General features: G+C 72.5%; 22 protein-coding genes. 16 read left to right on the forward strand and 6 right to left on the reverse strand.

The genetic code is table 11. The features are described 5' to 3' along the window. Positions 1-29: 29 nt before the first annotated feature. From N0B34_RS00780 to N0B34_RS00795, 4 genes are read right to left on the reverse strand one after another with little or no spacing between them, the layout of a single operon-like run. The gene (locus N0B34_RS00780) at positions 30-1,295 is read right to left on the reverse strand and encodes a polysaccharide biosynthesis C-terminal domain-containing protein (RefSeq protein WP_263729274.1); all 1,266 of its coding nucleotides are present in this window, start codon (positions 1,293-1,295) and stop codon (positions 30-32) included. Continuing rightward, entirely contained in the window at positions 1,292-2,437 is a 1,146-nt protein-coding gene (locus N0B34_RS00785) for a glycosyltransferase family 4 protein (protein WP_263729275.1), read from the reverse strand. Before N0B34_RS00785 ends, N0B34_RS00780 begins: the two co-directional genes overlap by 4 nt. Continuing rightward, positions 2,434-3,660 (reverse strand): glycosyltransferase family 2 protein, encoded by a 1,227-nt coding sequence (locus N0B34_RS00790; protein WP_263729276.1) that lies wholly within the window; start codon positions 3,658-3,660, stop codon positions 2,434-2,436. The genes N0B34_RS00785 and N0B34_RS00790 overlap by 4 nt, the downstream gene beginning before the upstream one ends. Before the next feature lie 37 nt (positions 3,661-3,697). Further along, positions 3,698-4,876 (reverse strand): glycosyltransferase family 4 protein, encoded by a 1,179-nt coding sequence (locus N0B34_RS00795; RefSeq protein WP_263729277.1) that lies wholly within the window; start codon positions 4,874-4,876, stop codon positions 3,698-3,700. Between the two features lie 71 nt (positions 4,877-4,947). Here N0B34_RS00795 and N0B34_RS00800 point away from each other — a divergent pair, with 71 nt between their 5' ends. The 4 genes from N0B34_RS00800 (at position 4,948) to rfbD (ending at position 9,079) form a co-directional block, all read left to right on the forward strand. Then, entirely contained in the window at positions 4,948-6,528 is a 1,581-nt protein-coding gene (locus N0B34_RS00800; RefSeq protein ID WP_263729278.1) for a DUF2142 domain-containing protein, read from the forward strand. A 79-nt stretch (positions 6,529-6,607) separates the two neighbouring features. Further along, positions 6,608-7,489 (forward strand): glucose-1-phosphate thymidylyltransferase RfbA, encoded by an 882-nt coding sequence (rfbA, locus tag N0B34_RS00805; protein WP_263729279.1) that lies wholly within the window; start codon positions 6,608-6,610, stop codon positions 7,487-7,489. Positions 7,490-7,508: 19 nt separating this feature from the next. Beyond that, the gene (locus N0B34_RS00810) at positions 7,509-8,126 is read left to right on the forward strand and encodes a dTDP-4-dehydrorhamnose 3,5-epimerase family protein (RefSeq protein ID WP_263729280.1); all 618 of its coding nucleotides are present in this window, start codon (positions 7,509-7,511) and stop codon (positions 8,124-8,126) included. 65 nt (positions 8,127-8,191) lie between these two features. Next, positions 8,192-9,079 carry a dTDP-4-dehydrorhamnose reductase gene (rfbD, locus tag N0B34_RS00815; protein ID WP_412175682.1) on the forward strand — a complete coding sequence of 296 codons (888 nt, stop codon included), beginning with the start codon at positions 8,192-8,194 and terminating at the stop codon, positions 9,077-9,079. A gap of 61 nt (positions 9,080-9,140) precedes the next feature. On the opposite strand, the gene N0B34_RS00820 is transcribed toward rfbD, so the two are convergent. Further along, positions 9,141-10,268 (reverse strand): glycosyltransferase family 4 protein, encoded by a 1,128-nt coding sequence (locus N0B34_RS00820; protein ID WP_263729281.1) that lies wholly within the window; start codon positions 10,266-10,268, stop codon positions 9,141-9,143. A gap of 154 nt (positions 10,269-10,422) precedes the next feature. Here N0B34_RS00820 and N0B34_RS00825 point away from each other — a divergent pair, with 154 nt between their 5' ends. Together N0B34_RS00825 and N0B34_RS00830 are read left to right on the forward strand one after the other, a co-directional pair. Next, positions 10,423-11,433 (forward strand): glycosyltransferase family 2 protein, encoded by a 1,011-nt coding sequence (locus N0B34_RS00825; protein WP_263729282.1) that lies wholly within the window; start codon positions 10,423-10,425, stop codon positions 11,431-11,433. Further along, complete coding sequence (locus tag N0B34_RS00830) at positions 11,430-12,539, forward strand: glycosyltransferase family 4 protein (RefSeq protein WP_263729283.1); 1,110 nt, start codon at positions 11,430-11,432, stop codon at positions 12,537-12,539. Before N0B34_RS00825 ends, N0B34_RS00830 begins: the two co-directional genes overlap by 4 nt. A 57-nt stretch (positions 12,540-12,596) precedes the next feature. On the opposite strand, the gene N0B34_RS00835 is transcribed toward N0B34_RS00830, so the two are convergent. Continuing rightward, positions 12,597-14,132, reverse strand: a complete 1,536-nt coding sequence (locus N0B34_RS00835; RefSeq protein ID WP_263729285.1) for a hypothetical protein — start codon at positions 14,130-14,132, stop codon at positions 12,597-12,599. 214 nt (positions 14,133-14,346) lie between these two features. Here N0B34_RS00835 and N0B34_RS00840 point away from each other — a divergent pair, with 214 nt between their 5' ends. From N0B34_RS00840 to N0B34_RS18025, 10 genes are read left to right on the forward strand one after another with little or no spacing between them, the layout of a single operon-like run. After that, positions 14,347-14,958 (forward strand): acetyltransferase, encoded by a 612-nt coding sequence (locus tag N0B34_RS00840; protein WP_263729286.1) that lies wholly within the window; start codon positions 14,347-14,349, stop codon positions 14,956-14,958. 2 nt (positions 14,959-14,960) lie between these two features. Then, complete coding sequence (locus N0B34_RS00845) at positions 14,961-16,070, forward strand: DegT/DnrJ/EryC1/StrS family aminotransferase (protein ID WP_263729287.1); 1,110 nt, start codon at positions 14,961-14,963, stop codon at positions 16,068-16,070. A 5-nt stretch (positions 16,071-16,075) separates the two neighbouring features. After that, the gene (locus N0B34_RS00850; protein WP_263729288.1) at positions 16,076-16,837 is read left to right on the forward strand and encodes a DUF4214 domain-containing protein; all 762 of its coding nucleotides are present in this window, start codon (positions 16,076-16,078) and stop codon (positions 16,835-16,837) included. Then, the gene (locus N0B34_RS00855; protein WP_263729289.1) at positions 16,834-17,883 is read left to right on the forward strand and encodes a glycosyltransferase family 4 protein; all 1,050 of its coding nucleotides are present in this window, start codon (positions 16,834-16,836) and stop codon (positions 17,881-17,883) included. The genes N0B34_RS00850 and N0B34_RS00855 overlap by 4 nt, the downstream gene beginning before the upstream one ends. Continuing rightward, the gene (locus N0B34_RS00860; RefSeq protein ID WP_263729290.1) at positions 17,880-18,905 is read left to right on the forward strand and encodes a glycosyltransferase; all 1,026 of its coding nucleotides are present in this window, start codon (positions 17,880-17,882) and stop codon (positions 18,903-18,905) included. Before N0B34_RS00855 ends, N0B34_RS00860 begins: the two co-directional genes overlap by 4 nt. Before the next feature lie 20 nt (positions 18,906-18,925). Next, positions 18,926-20,218, forward strand: a complete 1,293-nt coding sequence (locus N0B34_RS00865; RefSeq protein WP_263729291.1) for a glycosyltransferase family 4 protein — start codon at positions 18,926-18,928, stop codon at positions 20,216-20,218. Between the two features lie 8 nt (positions 20,219-20,226). Continuing rightward, the gene (locus tag N0B34_RS00870; RefSeq protein WP_263729293.1) at positions 20,227-21,318 is read left to right on the forward strand and encodes a DegT/DnrJ/EryC1/StrS family aminotransferase; all 1,092 of its coding nucleotides are present in this window, start codon (positions 20,227-20,229) and stop codon (positions 21,316-21,318) included. Then, a complete protein-coding gene (locus tag N0B34_RS00875; RefSeq protein WP_263729294.1) occupies positions 21,299-22,282 on the forward strand; it encodes a glycosyltransferase family 2 protein in 984 nt (327 codons plus the stop codon). Before N0B34_RS00870 ends, N0B34_RS00875 begins: the two co-directional genes overlap by 20 nt. Beyond that, the gene (locus N0B34_RS00880; protein WP_263729295.1) at positions 22,272-22,676 is read left to right on the forward strand and encodes a GtrA family protein; all 405 of its coding nucleotides are present in this window, start codon (positions 22,272-22,274) and stop codon (positions 22,674-22,676) included. The genes N0B34_RS00875 and N0B34_RS00880 overlap by 11 nt, the downstream gene beginning before the upstream one ends. Beyond that, positions 22,676-23,599, forward strand: a complete 924-nt coding sequence (locus N0B34_RS18025; protein WP_318529948.1) for a WxcM-like domain-containing protein — start codon at positions 22,676-22,678, stop codon at positions 23,597-23,599. The genes N0B34_RS00880 and N0B34_RS18025 overlap by 1 nt, the downstream gene beginning before the upstream one ends. Position 23,600 lies beyond the last annotated feature (1 nt).

Below are 23,600 nucleotides of genomic sequence, written 5' to 3' on the forward strand. Positions count from 1 at the left end.
GGTGCGGCCGTCACGACCGCGCCCGGCGCTCAACCACGCAGGTCTCCGGCGACGCCCACGGACGGCCCCTCGCCGGACGTCCGGGCCGCCAGCCGCATCTCGTGCGCGGTCGCGGACGCCAGCACGGCAGCACTCAGGACCTCGCTCAGCACCAGGGCCCAGGCGGCCCCGACCGGTCCGGCCAACGAGGTGAGCACGACGATCGCGGGGACCCCGACGAGCGTGCCGGCCATGGTCGCGGCGAAGACGATCCGGACCTTCCCCTCGGGGACCAGCACCAGCCGCACGACGGCCGTGCGCAGCGAGAGCAGCACGAACGCAGCGCCGAGCCAGAAGCAGACGGCGGCGGTGGCCCGGACCTCGGGCCCGAACAGCAGCCCGGACACCCACGGGCCGGCGACGGCGAACACCAGCCAGCCCGTGGCGCCGAGGAGCCCATGGGCGAGCAGCGCGAAGCGGAGGCGCCTGCTGCGCCCGGCACGGCCGGCCTCGACCGTCCAGCTCTGGAACGCGTTGGCCAGGGTGATGGGCACGAACTGCCCGAACCGGTACAGCTTGTCTGCCGAGGCGTAGGAGCTCGCGAGCACCGGTGCGGCGACGGCGTTCACCACCGGAACGGGGACGGAGCCGTACGCGCTCCCGGCGATGTCGATGGCGGCCAGCCCACGGTCGCGGACCAGCAGGCGCCACAGCTGCGGCAGCCGGGTCCGCGGGAGCGGACGGCGGCCCGGCACCCTGCGGCTGAAGAGCACGATCCCGACGAGCGACACGCTGACCGCGAGCGCGGGGTAGACAACGAGCTGGCGGGTCAGCAGGATCAGCCCTGCTGAGGCCGCTGCGGCGGCCACCCTGGGCACCGCCTCGAAGACCGCGATCGACCGCGGGTCGCCGGCGCCGACGCAGAACCAGGCGAACGACAGGCCGGTGACGGATGCGGACACGCCCATGAGCGCCGTCGGCAGCTCGTACCCCGCACGAGCGGCGACCACGGACAGCAGCACCACGACCGGCAGCACGAGGCTCGCCACCGCGCCCCGGACGACGAGGCTCTGCCGGTACAGCGCGTACCGCCGCTCCGCGTCGGGCTCGGCCGCGATCCGCGGCGGCCCCGACACGTTCCAGCCGTAGCCGATCACGATGCCGCCGAGCGTGCCGATCGACTCCCCCGCCGCCAGGCTCGCCCAGCCGCCGGAGCCCGCAACGCGCCCGATCACGGGCAGCACCAGGAGCGGCGTGATCAGGGAGATCAGCGGGAGGCCGCCGAATCCGGCCAGGCGGCCGAGCAGGGCCCTCATGTCGTCGCTGGCGCGCCGGTCCGGAGCAGCCCGTGCAGCACGGCCAGCGTGAGCTCCGCCGTGCGGTCCCAGCTGAACGACGCCGCCCGCTCGTACCCGGCGGACCGCATGGCGGCACGGCGCCCCGCATCCGCCAGCAGGCCGCTGACGGCGACGCCGAGCAGGTCCGGATCTGTCGCGTCGACGTACTCCGCCGCCGGGCCGCCGACCTCCCGGAGGACCGCGATGTCGTTGGCCAGGACGGGGACCCCGCGCGCCATGGCGTCCAGCACCGGGAGGCCGAACCCCTCGGACAGGGACGGGCAGACGTAGAGCGCGGCCCGGCCGTAGAGCGACTCGAGCTGGGCGGTCGTCACCCAGCCGAGGAGGCTGACGTCGGCCTCGAGCCCCAGCTCCTCGACGGCTGGCCGCAACGGGTCCGCACCGTGGCTCCCCGTGATCACCAGCCGCGGTCTGACCGCGGCGTCGATGCGGGCGAGCGCCCGCACCAGGCCGACGAAGTTCTTGTGCGGCAGCCGGTTGCCCGTCGCGAGGACGAACGGTCGCTCCTCGTCGATCCCGAGACCGGCCAGCTCCCGCGCCGCCGTGCTCTCGTCGACCGGGTGCGGCGCGCTCGAGGCCAGCGGCGTGTGCGTGATGCGGGACGGCGGGACGTGGACGTGGCGCACGATGGACGCGGCGGCGTCCTCGCTGTCGGTCAGCAGGGCCCGTGCCCCCCGCGCGGCGCCGCGGATGATGCCGCTGGTGATCGCCCGCGTCACCGCGCTGACCTCGGGGTTCGGGAAGTCGAACGCAATCATGTCGTGGAGGGTCACCAGGCGCGGGACGCGGCCGGCGACCGGACCGAAGTTCGCGGGGCACCACAGGAGGTCGGCGCGGGATCGACGCGCGAGCGCGTCCACCGCGAGCACCTCCGCCAGCGCCCACACCGGCCGGTTCTCGCCGGAGATCGGTACCGTGCGCAGCTCGCCCGGGAACCAGTCCCGCAGGAGGTCGCGGCCGGTCGTGTTGGTCAGCCCGACGAGCTCGAGCTCCGGGTCGAGCCCCGCGACCCTGGTCAGCACCTGGCGGATGTACGTCTCCGTGCCGCCTCGCCGACCGGTGAAGTAGAGCAGGTCGACGGCGACCCTGGCTCGCGTCACGGGGCCTGGACGCCGAGCGTCGACGTCTCGTCGTCGGTCGTGCGGATCCGACCGCCGGCCTCCGCGCGGGTGGCGACCGTCAGGGTGCCCGCGAACATCGACGCCATCACGGTGAAGAAGCCGATGGTCAGGCCGAGGGTGACGGGGATGCCGATGCGGATCGACGCCCCCATGTCGAGGGCGCCGAACCCTCGACCGCCCCAGCTGATCACCTGCGCGAGCCCGGCGAGGAGCCCGGCGACGAAGATGACCAGACCGGTGACCACTCCGCGCTCGAGCGTGAACAGCTCGTACACCCACCGGAACCGCGGACCGATGGGCAGGAAGCCCTCGCGCGCCGCGTAGAGCTTGGTGAGCACCGAGAAGATGACCGCCTCGTACCCGAGCAGCGTGATGGCCGCGGTGTACACCATCGTGACGGTGTCGAAGCCGACGTCACCGACGCGCACCGGCCCGAACATCAGGGTCACGGTCGCCGCGCAGCCGAGGGCGAAGAGGAGCAGGCCGGGGTAGAGGAAGAGCCACCGGGGCGCGTACAGCAGCAGGAACCTCAGGTGCCGCCACCCGTCGTGCCAGCTGCGCAGGTGCGGCGGCCGCGACCGCCCGTCCTTGCTCAGGGTGGTCGGCACCTCGGTGATGCTCAGCCCGGCCAGGCTCGCGCGCACCACCATCTCGGACGCGTACTCCATGCCGGTGGTCACCAGGCCGAGCCGCAGCACGGCGTCGCGCTCGTAGCCCCGCAGCCCGCAGTGGAAGTCACGGATGTTCCGGTTGAAGAACAGCCGTCCGATGCCCGACAGCACGGGGTTGCCGAGGTACCGGTGCAGGGGCGGCATCGCCCCTGGCGCGATGCCCCCGCTGAAGCGGTTGCCCATCACCAGCTGGTAGCCCGCGCGCAGCCGCTCGACGAACGGGTCGAGCGCCGAGAAGTCGTAGCTGTCGTCGGCGTCGCCCATGATCACGTAGCGGCCGCGTGCCGCGGCCGTGCCGCCGATGAGCGCCGCACCGTAGCCGCGGTCGGCCACGGGGACCACACGCGCTCCGAGGCCCTCCGCGATCGCCTGGGACCCGTCGGTGCTGCCGTTGTCGGCGATCAGCACCTCGCCGTCGATGCCCGACGCGTCGAGGTACGCGCGCGCCTTGCGGATGCAGGTGGCGAGCGTCTCGGCCTCGTTGAGGCACGGCATCAGGATCGTGAGCTCGCAGGTCGCGGGCGCTGCCATCTGGTCCGTCCGGTGGTTCGTGCTGGGTCGCGACACCTTATCCCTCGTCCTCGTGCCGGCCGTGGGCCCCGTCGCCCGCGAGCGCGGTCAGTATGGCGCGCGCCGCCGCCTCCGCCGTACGCGTCCGGGCGGCCTGCTCGAACCAGTCGCGAGCGCTGCGGCGCAGCGCGGCTCCGCCCTCGACCGCGCGGACCAGGGCCGCCCCCAGCTCGGCGGCGTCCGTCGAGGCCGCCACGTAGCCGTTGACCCCGTCCTCGACGAGCTCCGTCGACGCGTTGTCCTCCGCCCGGACGAGCACCACGGGGGTGCCTGCGGCACAGGCCTCGACGACGACGAGGCCGTACCCCTCCCGCCGTGAGGGGTTGACCAGCACCGCGGCCGTCCCGACCGTGGCCTCGAGCTCGGCCTGGCTGACGAAGCCGGGGAGCTCGACCACGTCGTCGAGACCGAGGGCGTGCACGGCGGTGCGCACCGAGTCCCGTGACGGTCCGTCCCCGAGCAGGACGGCGCGGAGCGAGGGCACGCGCTGCCGCGCGAACTGGATCGCGGCGGGGATCGCCTCGACGCGCTTGTCCGGGATGTGCCGCCCGGCGAAGACGACCGTCGGCGGGTCCGCCGGGACCGGGACGAACGCGATGTGGTCGGTCCCGTGGATCAGCCCCGGGCTGCGGACGGGCTCGCGCCGCGCCCCCTCCGCACGGAGGCGTTCGGTGTTCATCGCCGAGTGCGCGCTCACCCACGGGCTGACGCGGACGGCCAGCCGCTGGAGCGCCGACGCGACACGCCCGACCACCGGACCGGAGTACTCCCTCCACTGCGCCGGCCGCCACACCTCGAGGAAGTCGGAGCAGAACGCGGTGCGCGTGCCGACGAGCGCAGCGCGGGCGGCCAGGACGTTGAGCGTCGGCAGAGCGCTGACGAGCACCGCGTCGTAGGACCGCCGGTGGCGGACCAGGTGGCGGAACAGCCCGAACGCGAACACGAGGGAGGCTGCCGGACGGCGCGTGCCGTGCTCGTCGTACAGGCGGGTCGCCCCGCTCACGGCGACCACCTGGACACCCGCCACCTCGGGTGCGGGCCCGGTCCACTGCCGGCGCGTGAGGTAGTCGACCTGCCAGCCCTGGTCGACGAAAGCCTCGGCGAAGAGGCGGTACTGCCGTTCACCGCCACCGGTGCTCAGCGGGTAGAAGCAGTCGAAGGCCACCGCGATCCGCACCGGGCAAGGCTAGCGAGCCGCGGTCAGCGCTATCGTGCAGCCGGCCCGACGAGCGAACGTGGGAAGAAGCCATGCCGGACTACTCCTCAGCCCCGACCGACGAACCGGTGTCGGGCACCGCCAGGCACAGGGGGCGGCGCACCTTCTGGTCCGCGTTCGGGCTGCTGTGGCTGCTCACGGCGACGTGGTCGCTGGCGTCACCGCTGGCCTCCGGCCCGGACGAGAACGCGCACGTCGTGAAGGCCGCCGCGGTGGTGCGCGGCCAGCTCGAGGGCCGGTCGGCGCCAGACAACCCGGGCTCCGGCGTCGTGGACGTGCCCGCGGTCTACGCGGACCTGATGACCTACCCGATCTGCTTCGCCTTCCACGGCGACGTGCCGGCGCGGTGCGCGACCCCGCTGCCGTCCGGCTCGGCGGCGGCGGTGCAGACCCCCGCCTCCACCTGGGTGGTCCGCAACAACCCGCTGTACTACGCCGTCGTCGGCCTGCCGACCCTGCTGCTGCCGCCGAGCAGCGCCGTCGTGTACCTCATGCGGCTGCTCTCGGCGGCGCTGACGTCGGCGGTGCTCGCCTGGGGCTTCCGCGAGCTCGCCGCCCTCCGCCGACGCTCGTTCCCCGTGCTCGGCGTGGTCGCCGCACTGACCCCGATGGTGGTCTTCCTCAACAGCGTCGTGAATCCCTCCGGCCTCGAGATCAGCGCGGCGCTGACGCTCTGGATCGCGCTCACCGCGATGGTCCGCGACCCCGACCGGACCCGGGCGGTCCCCCGGTCGATCGGCATCGCCGTGGTGTCCGTGCTGATGGTCAACTCGCGCGGCCTGTCGCCCCTGTACCTCGGCGCCATCGCGCTCGTGGTGGCGGCCATCGGCCCCTGGTCGGGCGTCCGGGCGCTGCTGCGCGACCGCCGGACGTGGCCGTGGATGGGCGTGGTCGTCCTCGGCACAGCCCTCTCGCTGGTCTGGACTCTGGGCGCCGGCACCCTGGCGGGTGGAGGCGCGGCTCATCCGGAGCTCGGCTTCTTCTCGACGGCGAACAGGACCCTGGTCGACACGGGCGACTTCCTCGTCATGTCGATCGGCCGGTTCGGCTGGCTCGACACCCTGCTGCCCACCCTCGTCGTCCTGGTCGCCGCCGCGCTGATCGGCCTGCCCACGCTGCTGGCGCTGGCGCTCGGCTCGGTGCGCGACCGGCTCGGCACGCTGGCCACGGTGGCGGTCGCCGTGCTGATGCCGGTGCTCATCCAGGCCTGGCAGGCGCGCAACGTCGGCTACATCTGGACGGCGCGGTACTCGCTGCCGCTCACCGTCGGGGTGCTGGTCGTGGCCGGTTTCGGGGCGCGTGCCGGCTCGTGGGACCTCCCGGGATGGTTCGGTCGCCGCGTCGTCGGGACGTTGCTGCCGGCCTTCGCCGCGGTCGAGCTCGCGGCGTTCCTCACCAACCTGCGGCGCTACACCGTCGGCGACACCGGCTCCTGGCGCCACGCGTTCACCGGGGCGTGGTCGCCGCCGTTGTCCGGACTGGCCCTGACCGTCCTCAACGCGGCGGCGCTCGCCCTCGCGGTGTGGCTGCTGAGCCGCCGCGGGCGGACGACAGCGACCCCGTCGATCGACACGGCCCCGGACGCGAGGCAGCGCGACGGCGCCCACGCCTGACCCACCGCGCGACGGTGCGGTGGGCGAGCACGACCGCGGCTTGGCGTGGCACGCCACCCATGGGCCAGACTGGCTGCCCATGCGCGGCATCATCCTGGCTGGCGGCTCGGGCACCCGGCTGCACCCCATCACGCTCGGCGTGAGCAAGCAGCTGGTCCCGGTCTACGACAAGCCGATGATCTACTACCCGCTGTCCACGCTCATCGCCGCGGGCATCCGGGACATCCTGGTGATCACCACGCCGCACGACGCCGCCCAGTTCGAGCGCCTGCTCGGTGACGGCTCGCAGTTCGGGGTGTCGATCAGCTACGTGCAGCAGCAGGTGCCCAACGGCCTGGCCCAGGCCTTCGTCCTGGGGGCGGACTTCATCGGCGGCGAGGCGGCCGCGCTGGTGCTCGGCGACAACATCTTCTACGGCCCCGGGCTGGGGTCCCAGCTCCAGCGGTTCAGGACGCTCGACGGTGCCGCGGTCTTCGCCTACCGGGTCGCCGAGCCGCGGGCGTACGGCGTCGTCGAGTTCGACGCCGAGGGCCGGGCCCTCTCGCTGGAGGAGAAGCCCGAGCACCCCAAGAGCAGCTACGCGGTCCCCGGTCTCTACTTCTACGACAACGACGTCGTGGCGATCGCGCGCGACCTGCGGCCGTCGGCGCGGGGCGAGTACGAGATCACCGACGTGAACCGCACCTACCTCGAGCAGGGCCGGCTGCACGTCGAGGTGCTCCCCCGGGGAACCGCGTGGCTGGACACCGGCACGTTCGACTCGCTCCTGGAGGCCTCCGACTTCGTGCGGACCATCGAGTCGCGCCAGGGACTCAAGATCGGCTCCCCCGAGGAGGTGGCGTGGCGTCGCGGCTTCCTGTCGGACGACGAGCTGCGCACGCGAGCCGAGGCGCTGGTGAAGTCGGGCTACGGCAGCTACCTGCTCGGGCTGCTCGAAGCAGCCGACCACCCGCTGTCGTGACGTCGTTCGAAGGAGCTCGATGACCTACCGCGCCCTGTCCGTGCCCGGCGCCTGGGAAGTGACCCCGGTGCAGCACGGCGACCCCCGTGGCGTGTTCCTCGAGGCGTTCCAGGGCGCCCCGTTCGCCGAGCACGTCGGGCACCCGCTGGACCTCCAGCAGGTCAACTGCTCCGTGTCCGCGGCGGGCGTGCTGCGCGGGATCCACTTCGCCGACGTGCCGCCGGGGCAGGCGAAGTACGTCACCTGCGTCCGCGGCGCCGTGCTCGACGTGGTGGTGGACATCCGGGTCGGCTCGCCGACGTTCGGCACGTGGGACACCGTCCTGCTCGACGACGTCGACCGGCGCGCCGTGTACCTGCCGGAGGGTCTGGGCCACGGCTTCTTCTCCCTCGAGGACGACTCGACCGTGATGTACCTGTGCTCGACGGGCTACTCCCCCGGCAGGGAGCACGGCGTCCACCCGCTCGATCCGACGCTCGCCATCGCATGGCCGACGACGGATCGCCGGGGTCGCCCGGTCGAGGCCCTGCTGTCGACCAAGGACACGGCTGCGCCGTCGCTGGAGGAGGCCGCGGCGGCGAGCCTGCTGCCGCGCTACGACGAGGTCGAGGCGTACATCAGGTCGCTGGCCGGCTGATCCGTCAGTGCCTCGCCCACGCCTGGGTAGGGTGACGGCGGCCGTCGGTCGCCAGCACCCTCCCGGTGGGTGAGGCCGCGGTGCAGAAGGAGGACGCGGTGCGCTGGCTCGTCGTGGGTGCGGCCGGGATGCTCGGTCGGGACATGGTCGCGGCCGCCTCGGACGCCGGGCACGCGGTCCGCGGCGTGGACCGCGACACCGTCGACATCACCGACCCGGAGTCCGTCGACGCGACGCTGCAGGCCGACCGGTACGACGTCGTGGTCAACTGCGCCGCCTGGACCGCGGTCGACGCGGCCGAGTCGGAGGAGGCGTCCGCCTTCGCGGTCAACGCGGTCGGGCCGGCGCTGCTCGCTCGCGCCGCCCGGCGGACGGGGTCGCGGCTGGTCCACGTCTCCACCGACTACGTGTTCGGTGGGGACGCGGGCTCGCCGTACGCCGAGAGCACGCCGCCGTCCCCCCGCGGCGCGTACGGCCGTACCAAGGCGGCCGGCGAGTGGGCCGTCCGTGCCGAGCAGCCCGACCACCTCGTCGTCCGCACCGCGTGGCTCTACGGCGCCGGCGGTCGGTGCTTCCCGAAGACGATGGCGCGGCTGGCCGCCGAACGTGACGAGATCACGGTCGTCGACGACCAGGTCGGGCAACCGACGTGGACGGTCGACCTCGCCGACCTCGTGGTGCGGCTCGTCCTGGCACAGGCCCCGGCGGGGACCTATCACGGCACCTCGTCGGGCGCCACGACCTGGTACGAGTTCGCCCGCACGGTCGTCGGGTCGGCCGGCTACTCCCCCGAGAAGGTGCGCCCCACCTCGAGCGCCACGCTCGCCCTGGCGGCGCCCCGGCCCGCGTACTCCGTGCTGGGGCACGACGCCCTGCTGGCGGCGGGGGTCACGCCGATCGGGCCGTGGCAGGAGCGCTGGGCCGCCGCCGCGGCCACCGTGCTGCGCGGCTGACGTCCGCGCCGCCGCTCGCGCCCGACGGGGCTGCCCGGGCGACGGTCCTCCGCCGCCGCGGTCAGGAGCCGAGCGCCGCTCGGTAGGCGTCGAGGTGCACGCGCGCCGCCGCCTCCCAGGTGAACCCCGCGGCGCGCTCCTGCGCCGCCCGCCCGAGCTCGGACCGGCGCTCGGGGCGCTCCAGCAGCGACCGGAGCGCGGCCGCGATCTGCTCGTCGGTGGTCCCGCTGTACTCCACGGCGTCGCCACCGACCTCGGGGAGCGACAGCTCCCGGCTGGTGAGCACGGCCGCGCCGCACGCCATCGCCTCGAGCACCGGCAGGCCGAAGCCCTCGCCCAGGCTCGGGTAGGCCACGACCTCGGCACCGGCCAGGAAGCCGGCGAGGTCGTCGAGCGGGAGGTAACCCGCCCGACGCACGGTCAGGTGGCCCGGCACGGCCGCCAGCGCAGGCTCGACACCCTCGTCCCAGCCGGGCCCTCCCGCGAGCACGAGTGCCGGTGGCTCCTGCCACGCCGCCACCGCGGTGACCCAGCCACGCACCAGCGCCGGGACGTTCTTGCGCGGTTCGAGGGTGCCCAGGAACGCGACGTACGGCCGGTCGGCGATGTCGAGCGTCGCACGGACACGATCGCGCTCGGCGGCGTCGGTCGGGTGGAACACCGCGGTGTCCACCCCGTGGTGGGCCACGTGGAAGCGGCCGGCGTCCCCTCCGGCGTAGCGGCGCACCTCGCGGCCCGTCGCCGCGGAGGGGACGACGAGCGCGGCCGCGTGGCGCACCGCCCACCGCGTCGCGGTGCGGAAGAACCGCCCCTTGACGGCGGAGTGCAGCGACGGGTGGCTGAAGAACGTCGCGTCGTGCAGCGTCACCACGACGGGCCGACCGGCCGCGACGGGCATCGTGTAGTGCGGGCTGTGCAGGACGTCCGCACGCCAGCGGCGCGCCACCCCCGGCAGTCCCAGCTGCTCCCACGCCATCCGCGCGGGCCGGCGTGCCACTGCTCCGGGTGCGATGACGATCTCCGCACCCGGCGCCGCTGCCGCCAGACGCTCACCGTCACGCGGCTGGACCGCCACGGCGAGCGCGAGGTCCATCGCGTCCAGCGCACGCAGCAGCTCCTCGACGTACCGGCCGACGCCACCGCGGTCCGGTGGGATCGCCGTCGCGTCGACCAGCACCCGCATCTTCATCGCGACCCGATCTGCACGGCGCCGAGCGTAACGGGGGCGGTCGGCGCGCCGGCCTGCACGGTAGAGTCGCGGACCGCAGTCCCGCCGGCCGTCGTCCGTGCGCCCCTCGCGCACCGACCGCCCGTCCCCCAGCGATCCGGAGCCGTCTGACGCCATGCGTGTCGCCGTCGTCGTGGTCACGTGGAACGCGCTCGGGCTGACGCGCCGGTGCCTGCAGTCGCTCCGCGACCAGCAGGTGCCCGCGGGGACGCAGGTGCAGCTGGTCGTGGTCGACAACGGGTCGCAGGACGGCACCGCCGCCGCGTTGCGGGACGAGCCGGACGTCCTCCTCGTCGCCCTGCCGGACAACCGCGGGTTCGGCGGCGGGGTCAACGCGGCGTTGCGCGTGACGAGCAGCGACGTCGTCGTGCTGCTGAACAACGACGCCGTGGCGGAGCCGGGGTTCCTGGCCCACCTCGTCGCACCGTTCGGCGCGGGGACCCCTCGCCTCGGGGCGACCACCGGGCTCGTCCTGCTGAGCGGGTCGTTCGTGCCGGCCGGCCCCGGTGGTCCGGCGCTCGTCGGCCACGACGGACGGAGCTGGACCCGCGCCGAGCACGGCGTCCGGCTGGTGAACAGCACCGGCAACGAGCTCACCCGGTCGGGCAATGGTCGGGACCGGGACTGGCTGCGGCCCGCCGGGTCCGTCTCGGCTGCCCCGGAGGTGTTCGGCTTCAACGGCGGGTGTGCCGCGCTGTCCCGGGCGGCCCTGGACGACGTCGGCGGCTTCGCCGAGCCGTTGTTCATGTACTACGAGGACACCGAGCTGTCCTGGCGGCTGCGGCGGCGCGGCTGGGACGTCCAGCACGTGCCGGAGGCGGTGACGCTGCACGACCACGCCGCGTCGTCCGGCACCGCCTCCGCCTTCTTCCTCGACCACAACGAGCGCAACCGGATCCTCGTCTGCCTGATCCACGCGCCGTGGGCCGTCACCCTGCGGGCGCTCGCCCGCACGGCCGTCCGGGTCACGGTCGGGCCGCAACGCGGCCGACGGGCCCGAGCGCTCCTCGGGGCGCTCGCGCGCGCGCCGTGGGCGCTCCGGCGGCGGTGGGCGGTCGACCGGACCGCCACCGTGGCCCGTGGGGTGCCCGCGGCGCTGCTCGTGCCGGACGGAGCAGGGTCGTGAGCGCGCCGCTGCGCGTCGGGCTGACGGTCGAGCAGCTCTGGCAGCCGGTCCCCGGCGGTTCGGGCACCTACATCACGCGGCTGCTCGAATCGCTCGCCCGCCGCGCGGACGTCGAGCCGCTGGGTCTCGCGGCGGCACACCGCCCGGGGCCGCCCCCCGAGGGGGTGCCTGACGTCCCCGTGCGATCGCTCGGGGCACCCCGCCCGCTCCTGTACGAGGCGTGGAACCGGTGGGGCGCACCGCGTCCGGAGTGGCTGGTGCACGGTCTGGACGTGGTGCACGCCACCACCTGGGCCGTGCCGGCCACCCGGCGGCCACTGGTCGTGACCGTCCACGACCTCGCGTTCCTCCGGGACCCGTCGCACTTCACGCCGCACGGCGTGGCGTTCTTCACCCGGGCTCTGCGGCGCACGCTGGACGAGGCCGCGGCGGTGGTCGTCCCGTCTCGGGCGACCGCCGTCGACGTCGTCGAGGCCGGCTTCGCACCCGACCGGGTGCACGTGGTGCCGCACGGTGCGCCCGGCTGGACGTGGACGGCGGACGAGCTGACCGCCTTCCGCGCCAGGCACTCGCTCCCGGACAGGTTCGTCCTGTGGTGCGGCACGTTCGAGCCCCGCAAGAACCTGGGCGGCCTGCTCGAGGCCTTCTCGATCGCGGCCGAGGTGGATCCCGACCTCCACCTGGTGCTGGTCGGCCCCCGCGGCTGGGGGGAGCGCCCCGCCGCCCCGAAAGGTCCGTGGACCGGCCGGGTGCACGAGCTCGGACGCCTGACCACCGAGGACCTGCGGCTCGCCTACGTGGCCGCGCGGGCGCTGGCGTTCCCCTCGTTCTGGGAGGGGTTCGGGCTGCCCGTCCTCGAGGCGATGTCGGTGGGCACGCCGGTGGTCACGTCTCGGGAGACGTCGATGGCCGAGGTCACCGGTGACGCCGGCGTGCTGGTGGACCCGCGGGACGCCGACGCACTGGCCGCCGGGCTGCTGCGGGCGGTGGGCCCGGACCACGACGCGCTCGCTGCCGCCGCGCTGCGGCAGGCTGCGGCGTTCACCTGGGACGCCGCAGCCGAGGCGACCGTGCGGGTCTACCGCTCGGTGGCCGGCGAGGCGTAGGCCTCGAACGGTCGACCTCCCGATGCTGCATCGGCGGCGGACCCGAGGCGGGAACCGTCATCCACCCGGTGCGGCCAGCACGCGGTCGAGCTCGGAGGAAGCCACGCAGAACGGCTCTCCGAACCGCGCCTGGTAGGTGCGCTGCACGTCGATCACCACGGCGGACCGGTAGTAGTCCGGCCACGGCCGGTCGGCCCACCGGACCAGCACGCCGCACCGCGCGTCCGGTGTGCGCGAGGCGTCGACCGCGGCCGCCGTCAGCTCCCTGTTGCCGTCGAACGCGCCGCGCAGGAAGTCGCCGAGGTGCCACGCCAGCGTCAGCTGCACCAGCACGAACGCCCCGATGAGCACGCCGACGGCCGCCCTGGTCCCGTCCGCCAGCGCCCCGTGCCAGCGCGCCGAGGTCGCCACGACGGCGAGGGTGACCAGCACCGCTAGCGACCCGAGCGCGACGACGTGGTACATGTACACCTGCCCCGCCACGCGGATCTCCGACGCGTACTTCAGCGTCAGCGTCTGGGTCGCCGTGGTCGCGCCCCACGCCACCGCCGCGCCGAGCGCGGGTGCCACGAGCCCGCGCGCGTCCGCCACCACGACGACGTGCGACCGGGACAGCCGGACCACGGCAGCGAGGGCCAGCACGTACAGCAGGGTCAGAGCGGCCGGGACGGCAGCCAGGTGGGGCGCCCCTGCCGAGGTGATCAGGTACGGCCACCCGCCCCCGGGCAGCACCCCGACGAAGGCCGCCCAGGTCGACCGGAGCGCAGCGCGCCCGAGGGCGACGTCCGTCCCGGTGTACCCCCGCTGCTGGCCCGCGGACAGGAACCGGCCGGCGACGAACACGACGGCCGGCAGCACGACGCCCGAGCCGAGCAGGGCGAGGACGCGGCCGACGGCACGCACGCCGCGCGACCTCCAGACGGCGATCCCGGCCACGACGAGCACGGCGGCCACCCCCGCGACGACGCCGGCCAGCATCTCGTACCAGAGCACCGCCAGCACGCCCAGCAGCCCGAGCCACACCACGTCCGACCAGCCGGACCGCCCGGGTGCCACGGCGCGCAGCGCCGCACCGAGGACGACGAACCCCAGCAGCGCGGAGGCCCAGCCCGCCATCAGGAACGAGGAGACGGGGTCGTTGGACCACGGGTGCAGCTGCAGGCTGGCGCCGAGCACGGCGGCGGTCACCCCGAAGCACCGTGCCAGCAGGTCCTCGTCGACCGCCCCCGCGTGCCGCAGGCCCCAGGCGGCGCACCACGCGACCGCGAGGGCCGTGCCCCAGATCAGCGTGGCCCCCGCCAGCACCGCGACCGTCCGCGCGGGCAGGCCCGTCGCGGCGGGCAGCGCGTAGGAGACGTAGTGGAACAGCGCCCCGAGGGCCTGGCCGACGGGGTTGAAGTGCCCCGCCTGCTGGCCGGCGTTCCAGCCGTAGGCCAGGGCACCGGCGACGCTCCCCCGCACCTCGCCGTAGGTGAAGAGGAAGGCGTGGAAGTCGTCGCCCATCAGCGGAACTCGGGCGATCGGGACATATCCCGCGGCCAGCAGCACCGTTCCCGCGGCGAACCACGGCCACCGGCTCCGGGCGCGCAGCATCGCCACGACCTTTCCTGAGGGGCCACCGACGCTCCACCGGAGGAGCGGTTTTGGGCCATTTGCGTGTGCCGGGCGGGGCAGTTCCGCGCGGGCGATTCAGTGAGGATACCGGCGCCTGCTATCTTCACCCGGTCGGGTCGCACCCTCGAGGCTGTGCGTTCCTCGGGCCGAGCATGTGCCCGCCCGTCATCTGCAAGAGGGGGAAGCCGTAGGCATGCGTGTCGTCGTCGTGGGCAACGGAGGCCACGCGCGCGCCTGCCTGGACGCCTGGGACGCCGCATCCGGTCTCGAGCCGGTCGGCTACGTCGCCCCCGATTCTGGTGACGTCCTCGGTCTGCCGCATCTCGGGAGCGATCACGACCTGGCGGCCCTGGCAGCCGACGGCCTCCGGCTCGCCTTCGTCGCGCTCGGCTCGAACCACCTGCGGGCCGAGGTCTCGTCCCAGGTCCGTGCCGCCGGCCTGGAGCTCGTCAGCGTGGTGGCACCGACGGCGGTCGTCGGCCCCACCGCGACGATCGGGCCGGGCAGCGTGGTGCTGCACCGCGCGGTGCTGGGCGCCCGGGCCCGGGTGGGCTCGGGGTCGATCATCAACACGGGCGCGACCGTCGACCACGACTGTGTCATCGGGGACTTCGTCCACGTGGCGCCGGGTGTCAACCTCGCCGGGACGGTCACCGTCGGTGACCGCGCCATGATCGGCATCGGCGCCAGCGTCGTGCCCGGCGTGACCATCGGCGCCGATGCCGTTGTCGGTGCGGGCGCGGTGGTCCTGCACGACGTCCCCGCCGGCCGCACCGTGGTCGGCGTCCCTGCCGAGGAGAAGTGACCGTGATCCACATCGCCAGCCCGGACCTGTCGGGCAAGGAGTCCGACTACGTCGCCGAGTGCCTCGAGACCACGTGGATCTCCTCGGTGGGGCACTTCATCACCGACTTCGAGGCGGCGTTCGCGGAGGTCGCCGGCACGCGCCACGTGGTGGCGACGAACAATGGGACGACCGCGCTCCACCTCGCCCTCGCGGCCCTCGGCATCGGTCCCGGCGACGAGGTGATCGTGCCGGCGCTGACCTACATCGCCACCGCGAACGCCGTGGTGTACGCCGGGGCGACCCCGGTGTTCGCCGACGTCGAGCCGGACACGATGAACCTCGATCCGGCGGACGTGGTCCGCCGGATCACGGACCGCACGCGAGCCGTCATCCCCGTGGACCTGTACGGCCACCCGGCCGACATGACCGCGATCATGCAGATCGCCACGGAGCACGGCCTCCTCGTGGTGGAGGACGCCGCCGAGGCGCACGGCGCCAGCGTGGAGGGCCGTCCGGTCGGTTCCCTCGGGCACGCGGGTGTGTTCAGCTTCTTCGGCAACAAGATCGTCACCACCGGCGAGGGCGGGGCGGTCACGACGGACGACGACGAGCTCGCGGCCCGCCTGCGCCTGCTCCGCGGCCAGGGCATGGACCCGAACCGGCGCTACTGGTTCAACGAGGTGGGCTTCAACTACCGGATGACCAACGTCGCTGCCGCGATCGGCCTCGGCCAGCTCGAGCGGATCGGCGATCTCACCGCACGACGCCGTGAGATCGGCACGAGGTACACGGACCGTCTGTCCGCCGTGGACGGCGTGCGGCTTCCGACCCAGCGGCCCGGCACCCAGCGGGTGGACTGGCTGTACACCGTGGGAGTCGACGGCTTCACCACCGAGCAGCGCAACGAGCTCATCGAGCGGCTGGCGTCCGACGGCATCGAGACGCGGCCCGTCTTCTACCCGCTGCACCTGATGCCCCCCTACATCACCGAACCGGTCCAGGCCTTCCCGGTCGCCGAGCAGCTGGGCGCGCAGGGGATCTCCCTGCCGACCCACACGCTCCTCAGCGACGCGGACGTGGACCAGATCTGCGACGCGTTCACGTTGCGCGTCCGCGAACTGCGCGGATGAGCGTGATGGCGGCCGCGCCGCCCGACCACGAACGGACACAGCGGCGCCGTAGCACGTTCCTCCGGATCCTGAGCGCCGACCGACCCCGAGAGCCGCGCTCGGTCGTTGCGACGCCGCTGCTCGACCTGGCAATCGGGTCGTCCGATGCCGCCGTCGCTGTGACGACGCTCTACCGCGAGGTGCTGGGGCGTGAGGCCGACACGGACGGCCTGAAAGCGTGGACGACCAACATCAGGTCGGGTATGTCCGTCCGCGCCGTGGCGCAGGCCTTCGTCACCTCGCCGGAGTTCGGACGGCTTGCCAGGGAGCACCGCGAGGGAGTGCTCGACCAGCTGGGCGCCTGGGACGCGAGAAGATACCTTGCGGAGCTCGGGGTCGCGTTCCGACCCACCGACCACACCTACCGCGAGGGACGAGTGTCGGACGAGGTGTTCGTCCGAGCCCTCTTCGAGGTGGCTCTCCACCGCAGTCCGACCGAGGGTGAGCTCGAGCACGAGCTCACCAAGCTGGCGACGGGCACGAGCAGGGAGTGGCTCATCCGCGCGTTCGCCAACAACCCAGCCACGCTGGAACGGTCGGTCGGTCAGCGGCGCACAGGTCTGCGAGCCTTGCTGCGGCACCGGAGGGATCGTGCGGCCCATCTGGCGGGGTTCCGCAACCTCGTGGCTCTTGCCGAGCACCGACAACTGACCGTGCTGATCGACCTGGCGGCCGGTCGCCCGCACGTACTTCCCACCGCCCCGACAAGTGGGCGGAGCCTCACGTGAAGGTGCTGATCGCCTCGACCACGGTGCCGCACGTCTCGGGGGGTGGTTCGCTGATCGCGCGATGGACGGCCGAGGCGATGCGCCAGGAGGGCCACGACGTCGAGGAGTTCTACCTGCCCTTTCCGACGGAACCCAGGCAGGTGCTCTCCGCCATCGTGGGGCTGCGCGCGATGCCGTTCGCGGGCAGCGCCGACCGCCTTCTGGCCATCCGCTGGCCCGCTCATGTGATCCGGCACGAGAACAAGGCGACGTGGTTCATCCACCATTTCCGTCAGCTCTTCGATCTGTGGGACACGCCGTTTCGTGGAGTGCCGGACAACGCCGAGGGCATGGCTTTCCGCGAGGCGCTGCGGCGGATCGACAACATGGCGCTGTCGGAGTCTCGCGCCCTGTTCTCCAACTCGCTGATCGTCCGCGATCGTCTGCGCCACTACAACGAGCTCGAGGCGCAGCCGCTGTTCCCCCCGCTGGGCGGCGACACCTCGCGGTTCCGTACGGACGACTACGGGGACTTCATCTTCTATCCGAGTCGCCTGACACCGATCAAGCGTCAGATGCTGGCGATCCGGGCGATGCGCTACACCACGACCCCGGTGCGGCTGGTGATCGCCGGCCGGCCTGACGTCGCCTCGTTCGGTACCGATGTCGCCGACTACGTGCGTCGACAGGGCCTCGAGGACCGTGTCGACCTCCGGCTCGGCTGGATGCCGGAGGAGGAGAAGGTCGACCTGCTTGCTCGCTGCCTCGCCATCGCGTACTTGCCGAGGGACGAGGACTCGTACGGCTACCCGTCCCTCGAGGCGTCCCACTCGGGCAAGGCGATCGTCACGCTCACGGATTCCGGAGGCGCTCTGGAGTTCGTGCGGGACGGCGTGGAAGGCCTCGTCACGGAACCGACCGCCGAGGCACTGGCGCAGGCCTTCGACCAGCTCTACCTGGATCGCTCAGCAGCCGAACGCATGGGCCGCAACAGCTTCGACCGACGGGCCGAGCTCGGCATCGACTGGCCCACGACCATCGCCCGACTGCTGGGAGACGGCGCATGAAGCTCCTGGTGGCAAACAACGCGGCGCCATTCGTGCGAGGTGGTGCGGAGCTGCTCGCGGACCGGCTCGTGGCCGAGCTCCGGCTGGCAGGGCACGAGGCAGAACTGTTCCGGATGCCGCTGGGGAACTCCCCGGAGCAGATTCTCGAGTCGATCGTGGCGGCCTCCTTGACGGAGCTGGTGAACGTCGACCGCGTGATCGGTCTCAAGTTCCCGGCGTACCTCGTCCCGCACGACGACGTCGTCATCTATCTGGTCCATCAGTTCAGGCAGGCCTACGAGGAACCGCCGGTCGGCTGGCCGGCGGACCCTCGCCTCGATCCCGTGGTCGCCGCCGTCCGCGCTGCAGATTCCGCGGCCTTCGACGCGGCAACCCGGATGTACGCGATCTCCCCGTTCGTGGCCGAACGGCTGAGGCGCACGAACTCGGTGGAGGCCCAGGTCTTGATGACGCCACCGCACACGGACCACGAGTTCCGGACGGCCGACGCTGAGGGCTTCATCGTCGCTCTGGGCCGCCTCTCCGCGAGCAAGCGACAGCTCGACGCGGTCAGGGCGATGCGACACGCGCGCCCCGGATACCGCCTCGTCGTCGCCGGGCAGCCCGAGACACCGCAGGTCCTCGAGGACATCGAGCGCGAGGTCGTCGAGGGGGCTCTCGAGGACCGCGTCCAGGTCATCCCCCGGTTCATCTCGGAGGTCGAGAAGCTGGACCTTCTTGCTCGTTGCAGCGGCTCCGTCTACCTCCCGATCGACGAGGACTCGTACGGCTACGTCTGCTACGAGGCTGCAATGGCCTCGAAGCCGAGCATCACCGGCACCGACTCCGGTGGGACCACGACGCTCGTGAAGCACCGCGAGACCGGACTGGTCACGGCGACGGACCCGCACTCGCTCGCGGCCGCCTTCGACGAGATCGCACTTCGACCGTCGGAAGCCGCTCACATGGGGGTCAAGGCAAGGCGGCTCGCTCTCGATCTGGACCTGTCGTGGTCACGCGTCATCTCGGAGCTGACCCGATGAGAGTGGCCATGCTCACGCCGATGGCACAGGACAGCGCCATCGCAGACGTCATGCTGCAGGCCGTTCCGGACCTCGCTCGTGAGTGGGACCTCGAGATCTGGTACCCGGCCGACCCGAGCCCACGTCCCTGCCCTGTGCCGTCGCGGTCCTTCGGCGCCCTCGACACCGACGCCGTCGTGGAGCTGGCTGAGTTCGACCTGGTCATCTACGTGCTCGGTGACAGCCCCTTCCACGCTGCGATGCTGCCCTACCTCCGACGCGTGCCCGGGCTCGTCGTGCTGCACGACGCGTCGATCACCAACCTGATCCGCACGGCAGCCGTCCGGGACAAGTCCTTGGACGAGGTCGTCAGCGAGGTCGAAGAGCTCCACGGCGAGGAGGCGGCCGAGATCCTGCGGGTCGGCTATGCACCTGGCGGCCCGTTGAAGTGGTTGGAGTTCTGCGCGCAGGTACCCCTGGACCACGTCGCTCTGCAACGAAGCCTGGGCGCCGTCGTCCACTCCGACTGGCACGCACGTCGCCTCGACGGCATGTCTCTCGGTGAGGTCACCGTCGCACCCCTGCCCGTCCCGACGGGGCGCAGCCGAGAGAAGTCGGAGCGCGCGCGCGGCCCCATCGACAAGGCGCTCGCGTCCCTGTCGCCCTCCGACATCCTCGTCGTGACCGTCGGGCACGTGAATGCGAACCGGCTCGTGGACGAGATCGTCGCTGCGACTGCCGACGTGAACAACGGCAACGTCCACGTGTGGGCCGTCGGTCACGTCGAGGCTGCCGCACGCTCAGAGCTTCGCCGGCGTGTGGTCGAGCTGGGACTGAGTGAGCGATTCACGCTCACCGGACGGGTGGACGACGCGCTGCTCGCGGACATCCTGGCGCGTGCGGACATCGCCGTCGCGCTCCGGACGCCCGTGCTCGAGGGGCAGTCGGCGAGCGTGCTGACGCAGATGGGTGCAGGTTTGCCGGTCGTCGTGCTCAACCACGGGCACTACGCGGAGCTCCCGGACGACGCGGTGGTGAAGGTCGATCCCGACAACGTGCGCCTGGGGCTCGTCGAAGCGCTGCAACGGCTCGCAACGGACCCTGCCGAACGGGCCAGTCGCGGGTCGGCCGCCCGCGAGTACGTGGGTGCTCGATCAGGTTCCGCCTACGCCGAGGCGATCCTCGTCGCGGGCGAGCGTGCCCTAGCCGCGCGTCCCCTGAACGTCTTGGCCGCCGACCTCAATCGGCGGCTCGAGAGGCTACGGCTGCATCGCCAGGCAGCGGTGCTCGACACGGCGACCGACCTGGCCTTCGAGCTGTTCGACCTGTCGTAGGAGCACACGTGGACCCCGTCCGGATCAACGACCTCTCGCGAGCGCTCAGCGTCGAGCGCGCTGCGCTGCTGGAGACGTTCGGCCACGTGATCGACAGCGGCTGGCTGGTCCACGGACCCCAGCACGCCGCCTTCGAGGCCGAGCTCGCCGAGTACGTCGGGACGTCCGATGCTGTGGCGGTCGCCAGCGGCACCGACGCCCTTGAGCTGGCGCTGCGCGCGGCGATGCCCGCGGGACGGGACGTCGTGGTGACCACGGCCAACTGCGGCGGGTACTCGGCTACGGCGGCGCGACGGGCCGGCTTCCGGGTGCGGTACGCCGACATCGACGCCGAGACGATGTGCATCGACGCCGCGTCCCTCGAGACGCAGCTGGACGCGTCCGTCGGCGTGGTGGTCGTCACCCACCTGTACGGGCGGGCCGCCGACGTCGGTGCCGTCCGGAACGTCGCGACGAAGCACGGCGCTCGAGTCCTCGAGGACTGCGCGCAGGCCATCGGTGCCACCACCGGGCAAGGCCGCGTCGGTTCACTTGCGGACGTCGCGGCCTTCAGCTTCTACCCGACGAAGAACCTCGGCGCGCTGGGCGACGGTGGCGCCGTCCTGACGTCGGACCCCGGGATCGCGACGCAGGTGCGCGAGCTGCGCCAGTACGGCTGGCAGGGCAAGTACACCGTCGGCCGGGACGGTGGCCGCAACTCGCGGCTCGACGAGCTGCAGGCGGCGGTCCTGCGCAGTCGGTTGGGCTACCTCGACCGGGACAACGCCCGACGGCGAACCGTCATCGGCGCCTACGCGGCGGCGTCCACCGACCGGGTGCGCGTCCTGCCGGCAGACGGGCCGTGGCACGTGGGCCACCTGGCGGTCGTGGTCACCGAGCACCGCGACCAGCTGCGTGAGCACCTCACGGCAAGGGGCATCGGAACCGATGTCCACTACCCCGTCCCCGACCACCGCCAGCCGGCCTGGTCGGCGGAGTTCGTTGGGCTGAGCCTGCCCGTGACCGAATGGGCGGCGCAACGGATCCTGTCCCTGCCGGTGTACCCGGGGCTGCGGGACGACGAGGTCGAACGGGTCTGCGATGCCCTCGCCACGTTCTGACGGCGCCGATCTGGCCGCGGCGGAGGTGCGCTACTCCGTCATCGTGCCGGTCTACGGAAACGAGTCCACGCTCGGCGCTCTCATCGACCGTCTCGTCGAGGTCTCCTCGCGCCTGGACGGCGCCATGGAAGCGGTCTTCGTGGTTGACGGCTCTCCGGACGGTTCCCTCGCGGTCCTCCGTCGGCTGCTCCCCCGCGCGGGCATGCGCAGCCAGCTCGTCGTCCATTCACGCAACTTCGGATCGTTCCCCGCCATCCGTACCGGCCTTGCCGCGGCGAGAGGCACCTTCCTCGGCGTGATGGCGGCCGATCTGCAGGAGCCACCGGAGCTCATGGAGGCGTTCTTCGAACGACTCGCCGGTGGCGAGTACGACGTCACGGTGGGCCGTCGGGAGTCCCGGTCGGATCCCGCGATCTCCTCGCTGGCGTCCCGGACTTTCTGGTGGCTCTACCGGAGGGTGATCAACCCCGCCATACCGCGAGGCGGTGTTGACGTATTCGGCTGCACCCGCGAGGTTGCGGATCAGCTCCTTCGTCTCGACGAGGCGCACTCGAGCCTCGTTGCGCAGCTGTACTGGGTCGGCTACCGGCGCACCGAGGTGCCGTACGAGCGCAAGCCCCGCCCGTCGGGGACCTCCGGATGGACGTTCCGCAAGCGCCTCCGTTACCTGCTCGACTCGGTGTTCGCCTTCACCGACATCCCGATCAGCCTGCTCACCACGGTGGGCCTGCTCGGAGGCGCGCTCACGACGGTTGCCGCGGTCGTCGTCTTCGTCGGATGGCTCGTCGGTCGCATCGTCGACCCTGGTTACACGCCCCTCATGCTGGTCCTGCTGTTCTCGACCTTCACGCTGCTGTCCGGGCTCGGCATCGTGGGGTCCTACGTCTGGCGCACGTTCGAGAACAGCAAGGCGAGACCGGTCTCGATCGCCATGTCGATTGAGGGGTTCGACGGTGCCGAGTGACGGTCCACGATCCCTGCGCTCGTCCGCGCTGCGGTTCCTCGTGGCGGGCGGCCTGAACACGGTTGTGACCGCGATCGCCTTGTCGCTGCTCGCTCGCGTGATCGATCCGCGGCTGGCCTACACGATCGTCTTCGCGCTCGGTGTGGGGCTCGCGGTCGCCATGGCCGGCGGCTTCGTGTTCGGCGTGCGTATGACGACCCGCCTCGCCCTGCTCTACGTGCTGATGTACCTGACGGTCTACCTGGTGGGCCTGGGGGCCGTCACCCTGGCGGTTCACCAGGGACTTCCCCGCTCGTGGAGCGGACTGGTCGTGCTGGTGACCGCGCCCCTCACCTTCGTCGGTGGCCGACTGCTCCTGGTCGGTCGCGTCAGGACACCCGAGAGGACTCGCTGATGAGCTTCTTCGTGCATCCGCAAGGCATCTGCGAGTCGCAGACCGTGGGAGAAGGCACCCGCGTATGGGCGTTCGCCCACGTGCTGCCAGGCGCGGTGATCGGCGCGGACTGCAACCTGAACGACCACGTCTTCGTGGAGAACGACGTGATCATCGGCGACCGCGTCACGCTCAAGTCCGGCGTCCAGGTCTGGGACGGCGTGCGGCTCGCCGACGACGTCTTCGTGGGGCCCAACGTGACCTTCACCAACGACCCGTTCCCCCGTAGCAAGCACTACCCGGAGACGTTCGCCACGACCGTCGTCGGGCGTGGGGCATCGATCGGCGGCGGGGCGGTCATCCTGCCGGGCGTGCGCATCGGGCGCGGTGCGATGGTGGGCGCCGGGGCTGTGGTCACCAAGGACGTCCCGGCCAACGCCGTGGTGGTCGGCAACCCCGCGCGGATCAAGGGCTACGTCCACGAGCCGGTCGCGGACGATGCCGTCCCGGTGGCGAGCAGCGCGAGCCACGAGGTTGCGCTCATCGGAGGCGCGCGCCTGCTCCCTGTGACGGTTGCGCAGGACCTGCGCGGCTCGCTGGCCGCGCTCGAGCTCGGCCGTGACGTCCCGTTCGCACCGGCGCGCTTCTTCGCCGTCTTCGGCGTGCCGTCCAAGGACGTCCGCGGCGAACACGCGCATCGTCGGTGCGAGCAGCTCCTCGTGTGCCTCGCGGGCTCGGTGCGGTGCATCGTCGACGACGGCAACCGCCGCCAGGAGGTGCTGCTCGACCGCCCCGGCCTCGGCCTCTACATGCCGGCGATGACGTGGGGCACCCAGTTCGACTACTCCCCGGACGCGGTCCTCGGAGTCTTCGCATCCCTGCCCTACGACAACGAGGACTACATCCGCGACTACGACGAGTTCATCGCGGCTCGGCAGGCCTAGG

The organism is Cellulomonas sp. SG140 (assembly GCF_025770785.1).
Taxonomy (GTDB): Bacteria; Actinomycetota; Actinomycetes; order Actinomycetales; family Cellulomonadaceae; genus Cellulomonas.

Coding starts and splice junctions, on each gene's coding strand:
- N0B34_RS00835 (WP_263729285.1), bottom strand. CDS start 14,132: ATGCTGCGCGCCCGGAGCCGGTGGCCGTGGTTCGCCGCGGGAACGGTG.
- N0B34_RS00860 (WP_263729290.1), top strand. CDS start 17,880: ATGAAGCTCCTGGTGGCAAACAACGCGGCGCCATTCGTGCGAGGTGGT.
- N0B34_RS00780 (WP_263729274.1), bottom strand. CDS start 1,295: ATGAGGGCCCTGCTCGGCCGCCTGGCCGGATTCGGCGGCCTCCCGCTG.
- N0B34_RS00810 (WP_263729280.1), top strand. CDS start 7,509: ATGACCTACCGCGCCCTGTCCGTGCCCGGCGCCTGGGAAGTGACCCCG.
- N0B34_RS00800 (WP_263729278.1), top strand. CDS start 4,948: ATGCCGGACTACTCCTCAGCCCCGACCGACGAACCGGTGTCGGGCACC.
- N0B34_RS00825 (WP_263729282.1), top strand. CDS start 10,423: ATGCGTGTCGCCGTCGTCGTGGTCACGTGGAACGCGCTCGGGCTGACG.
- N0B34_RS00790 (WP_263729276.1), bottom strand. CDS start 3,660: ATGGCAGCGCCCGCGACCTGCGAGCTCACGATCCTGATGCCGTGCCTC.
- N0B34_RS00875 (WP_263729294.1), top strand. CDS start 21,299: ATGCCCTCGCCACGTTCTGACGGCGCCGATCTGGCCGCGGCGGAGGTG.
- N0B34_RS00865 (WP_263729291.1), top strand. CDS start 18,926: ATGGCACAGGACAGCGCCATCGCAGACGTCATGCTGCAGGCCGTTCCG.
- N0B34_RS00840 (WP_263729286.1), top strand. CDS start 14,347: ATGCGTGTCGTCGTCGTGGGCAACGGAGGCCACGCGCGCGCCTGCCTG.
- N0B34_RS00820 (WP_263729281.1), bottom strand. CDS start 10,268: ATGAAGATGCGGGTGCTGGTCGACGCGACGGCGATCCCACCGGACCGC.
- rfbA (WP_263729279.1), top strand. CDS start 6,608: ATGCGCGGCATCATCCTGGCTGGCGGCTCGGGCACCCGGCTGCACCCC.
- N0B34_RS00850 (WP_263729288.1), top strand. CDS start 16,076: ATGGCGGCCGCGCCGCCCGACCACGAACGGACACAGCGGCGCCGTAGC.
- N0B34_RS18025 (WP_318529948.1), top strand. CDS start 22,676: ATGAGCTTCTTCGTGCATCCGCAAGGCATCTGCGAGTCGCAGACCGTG.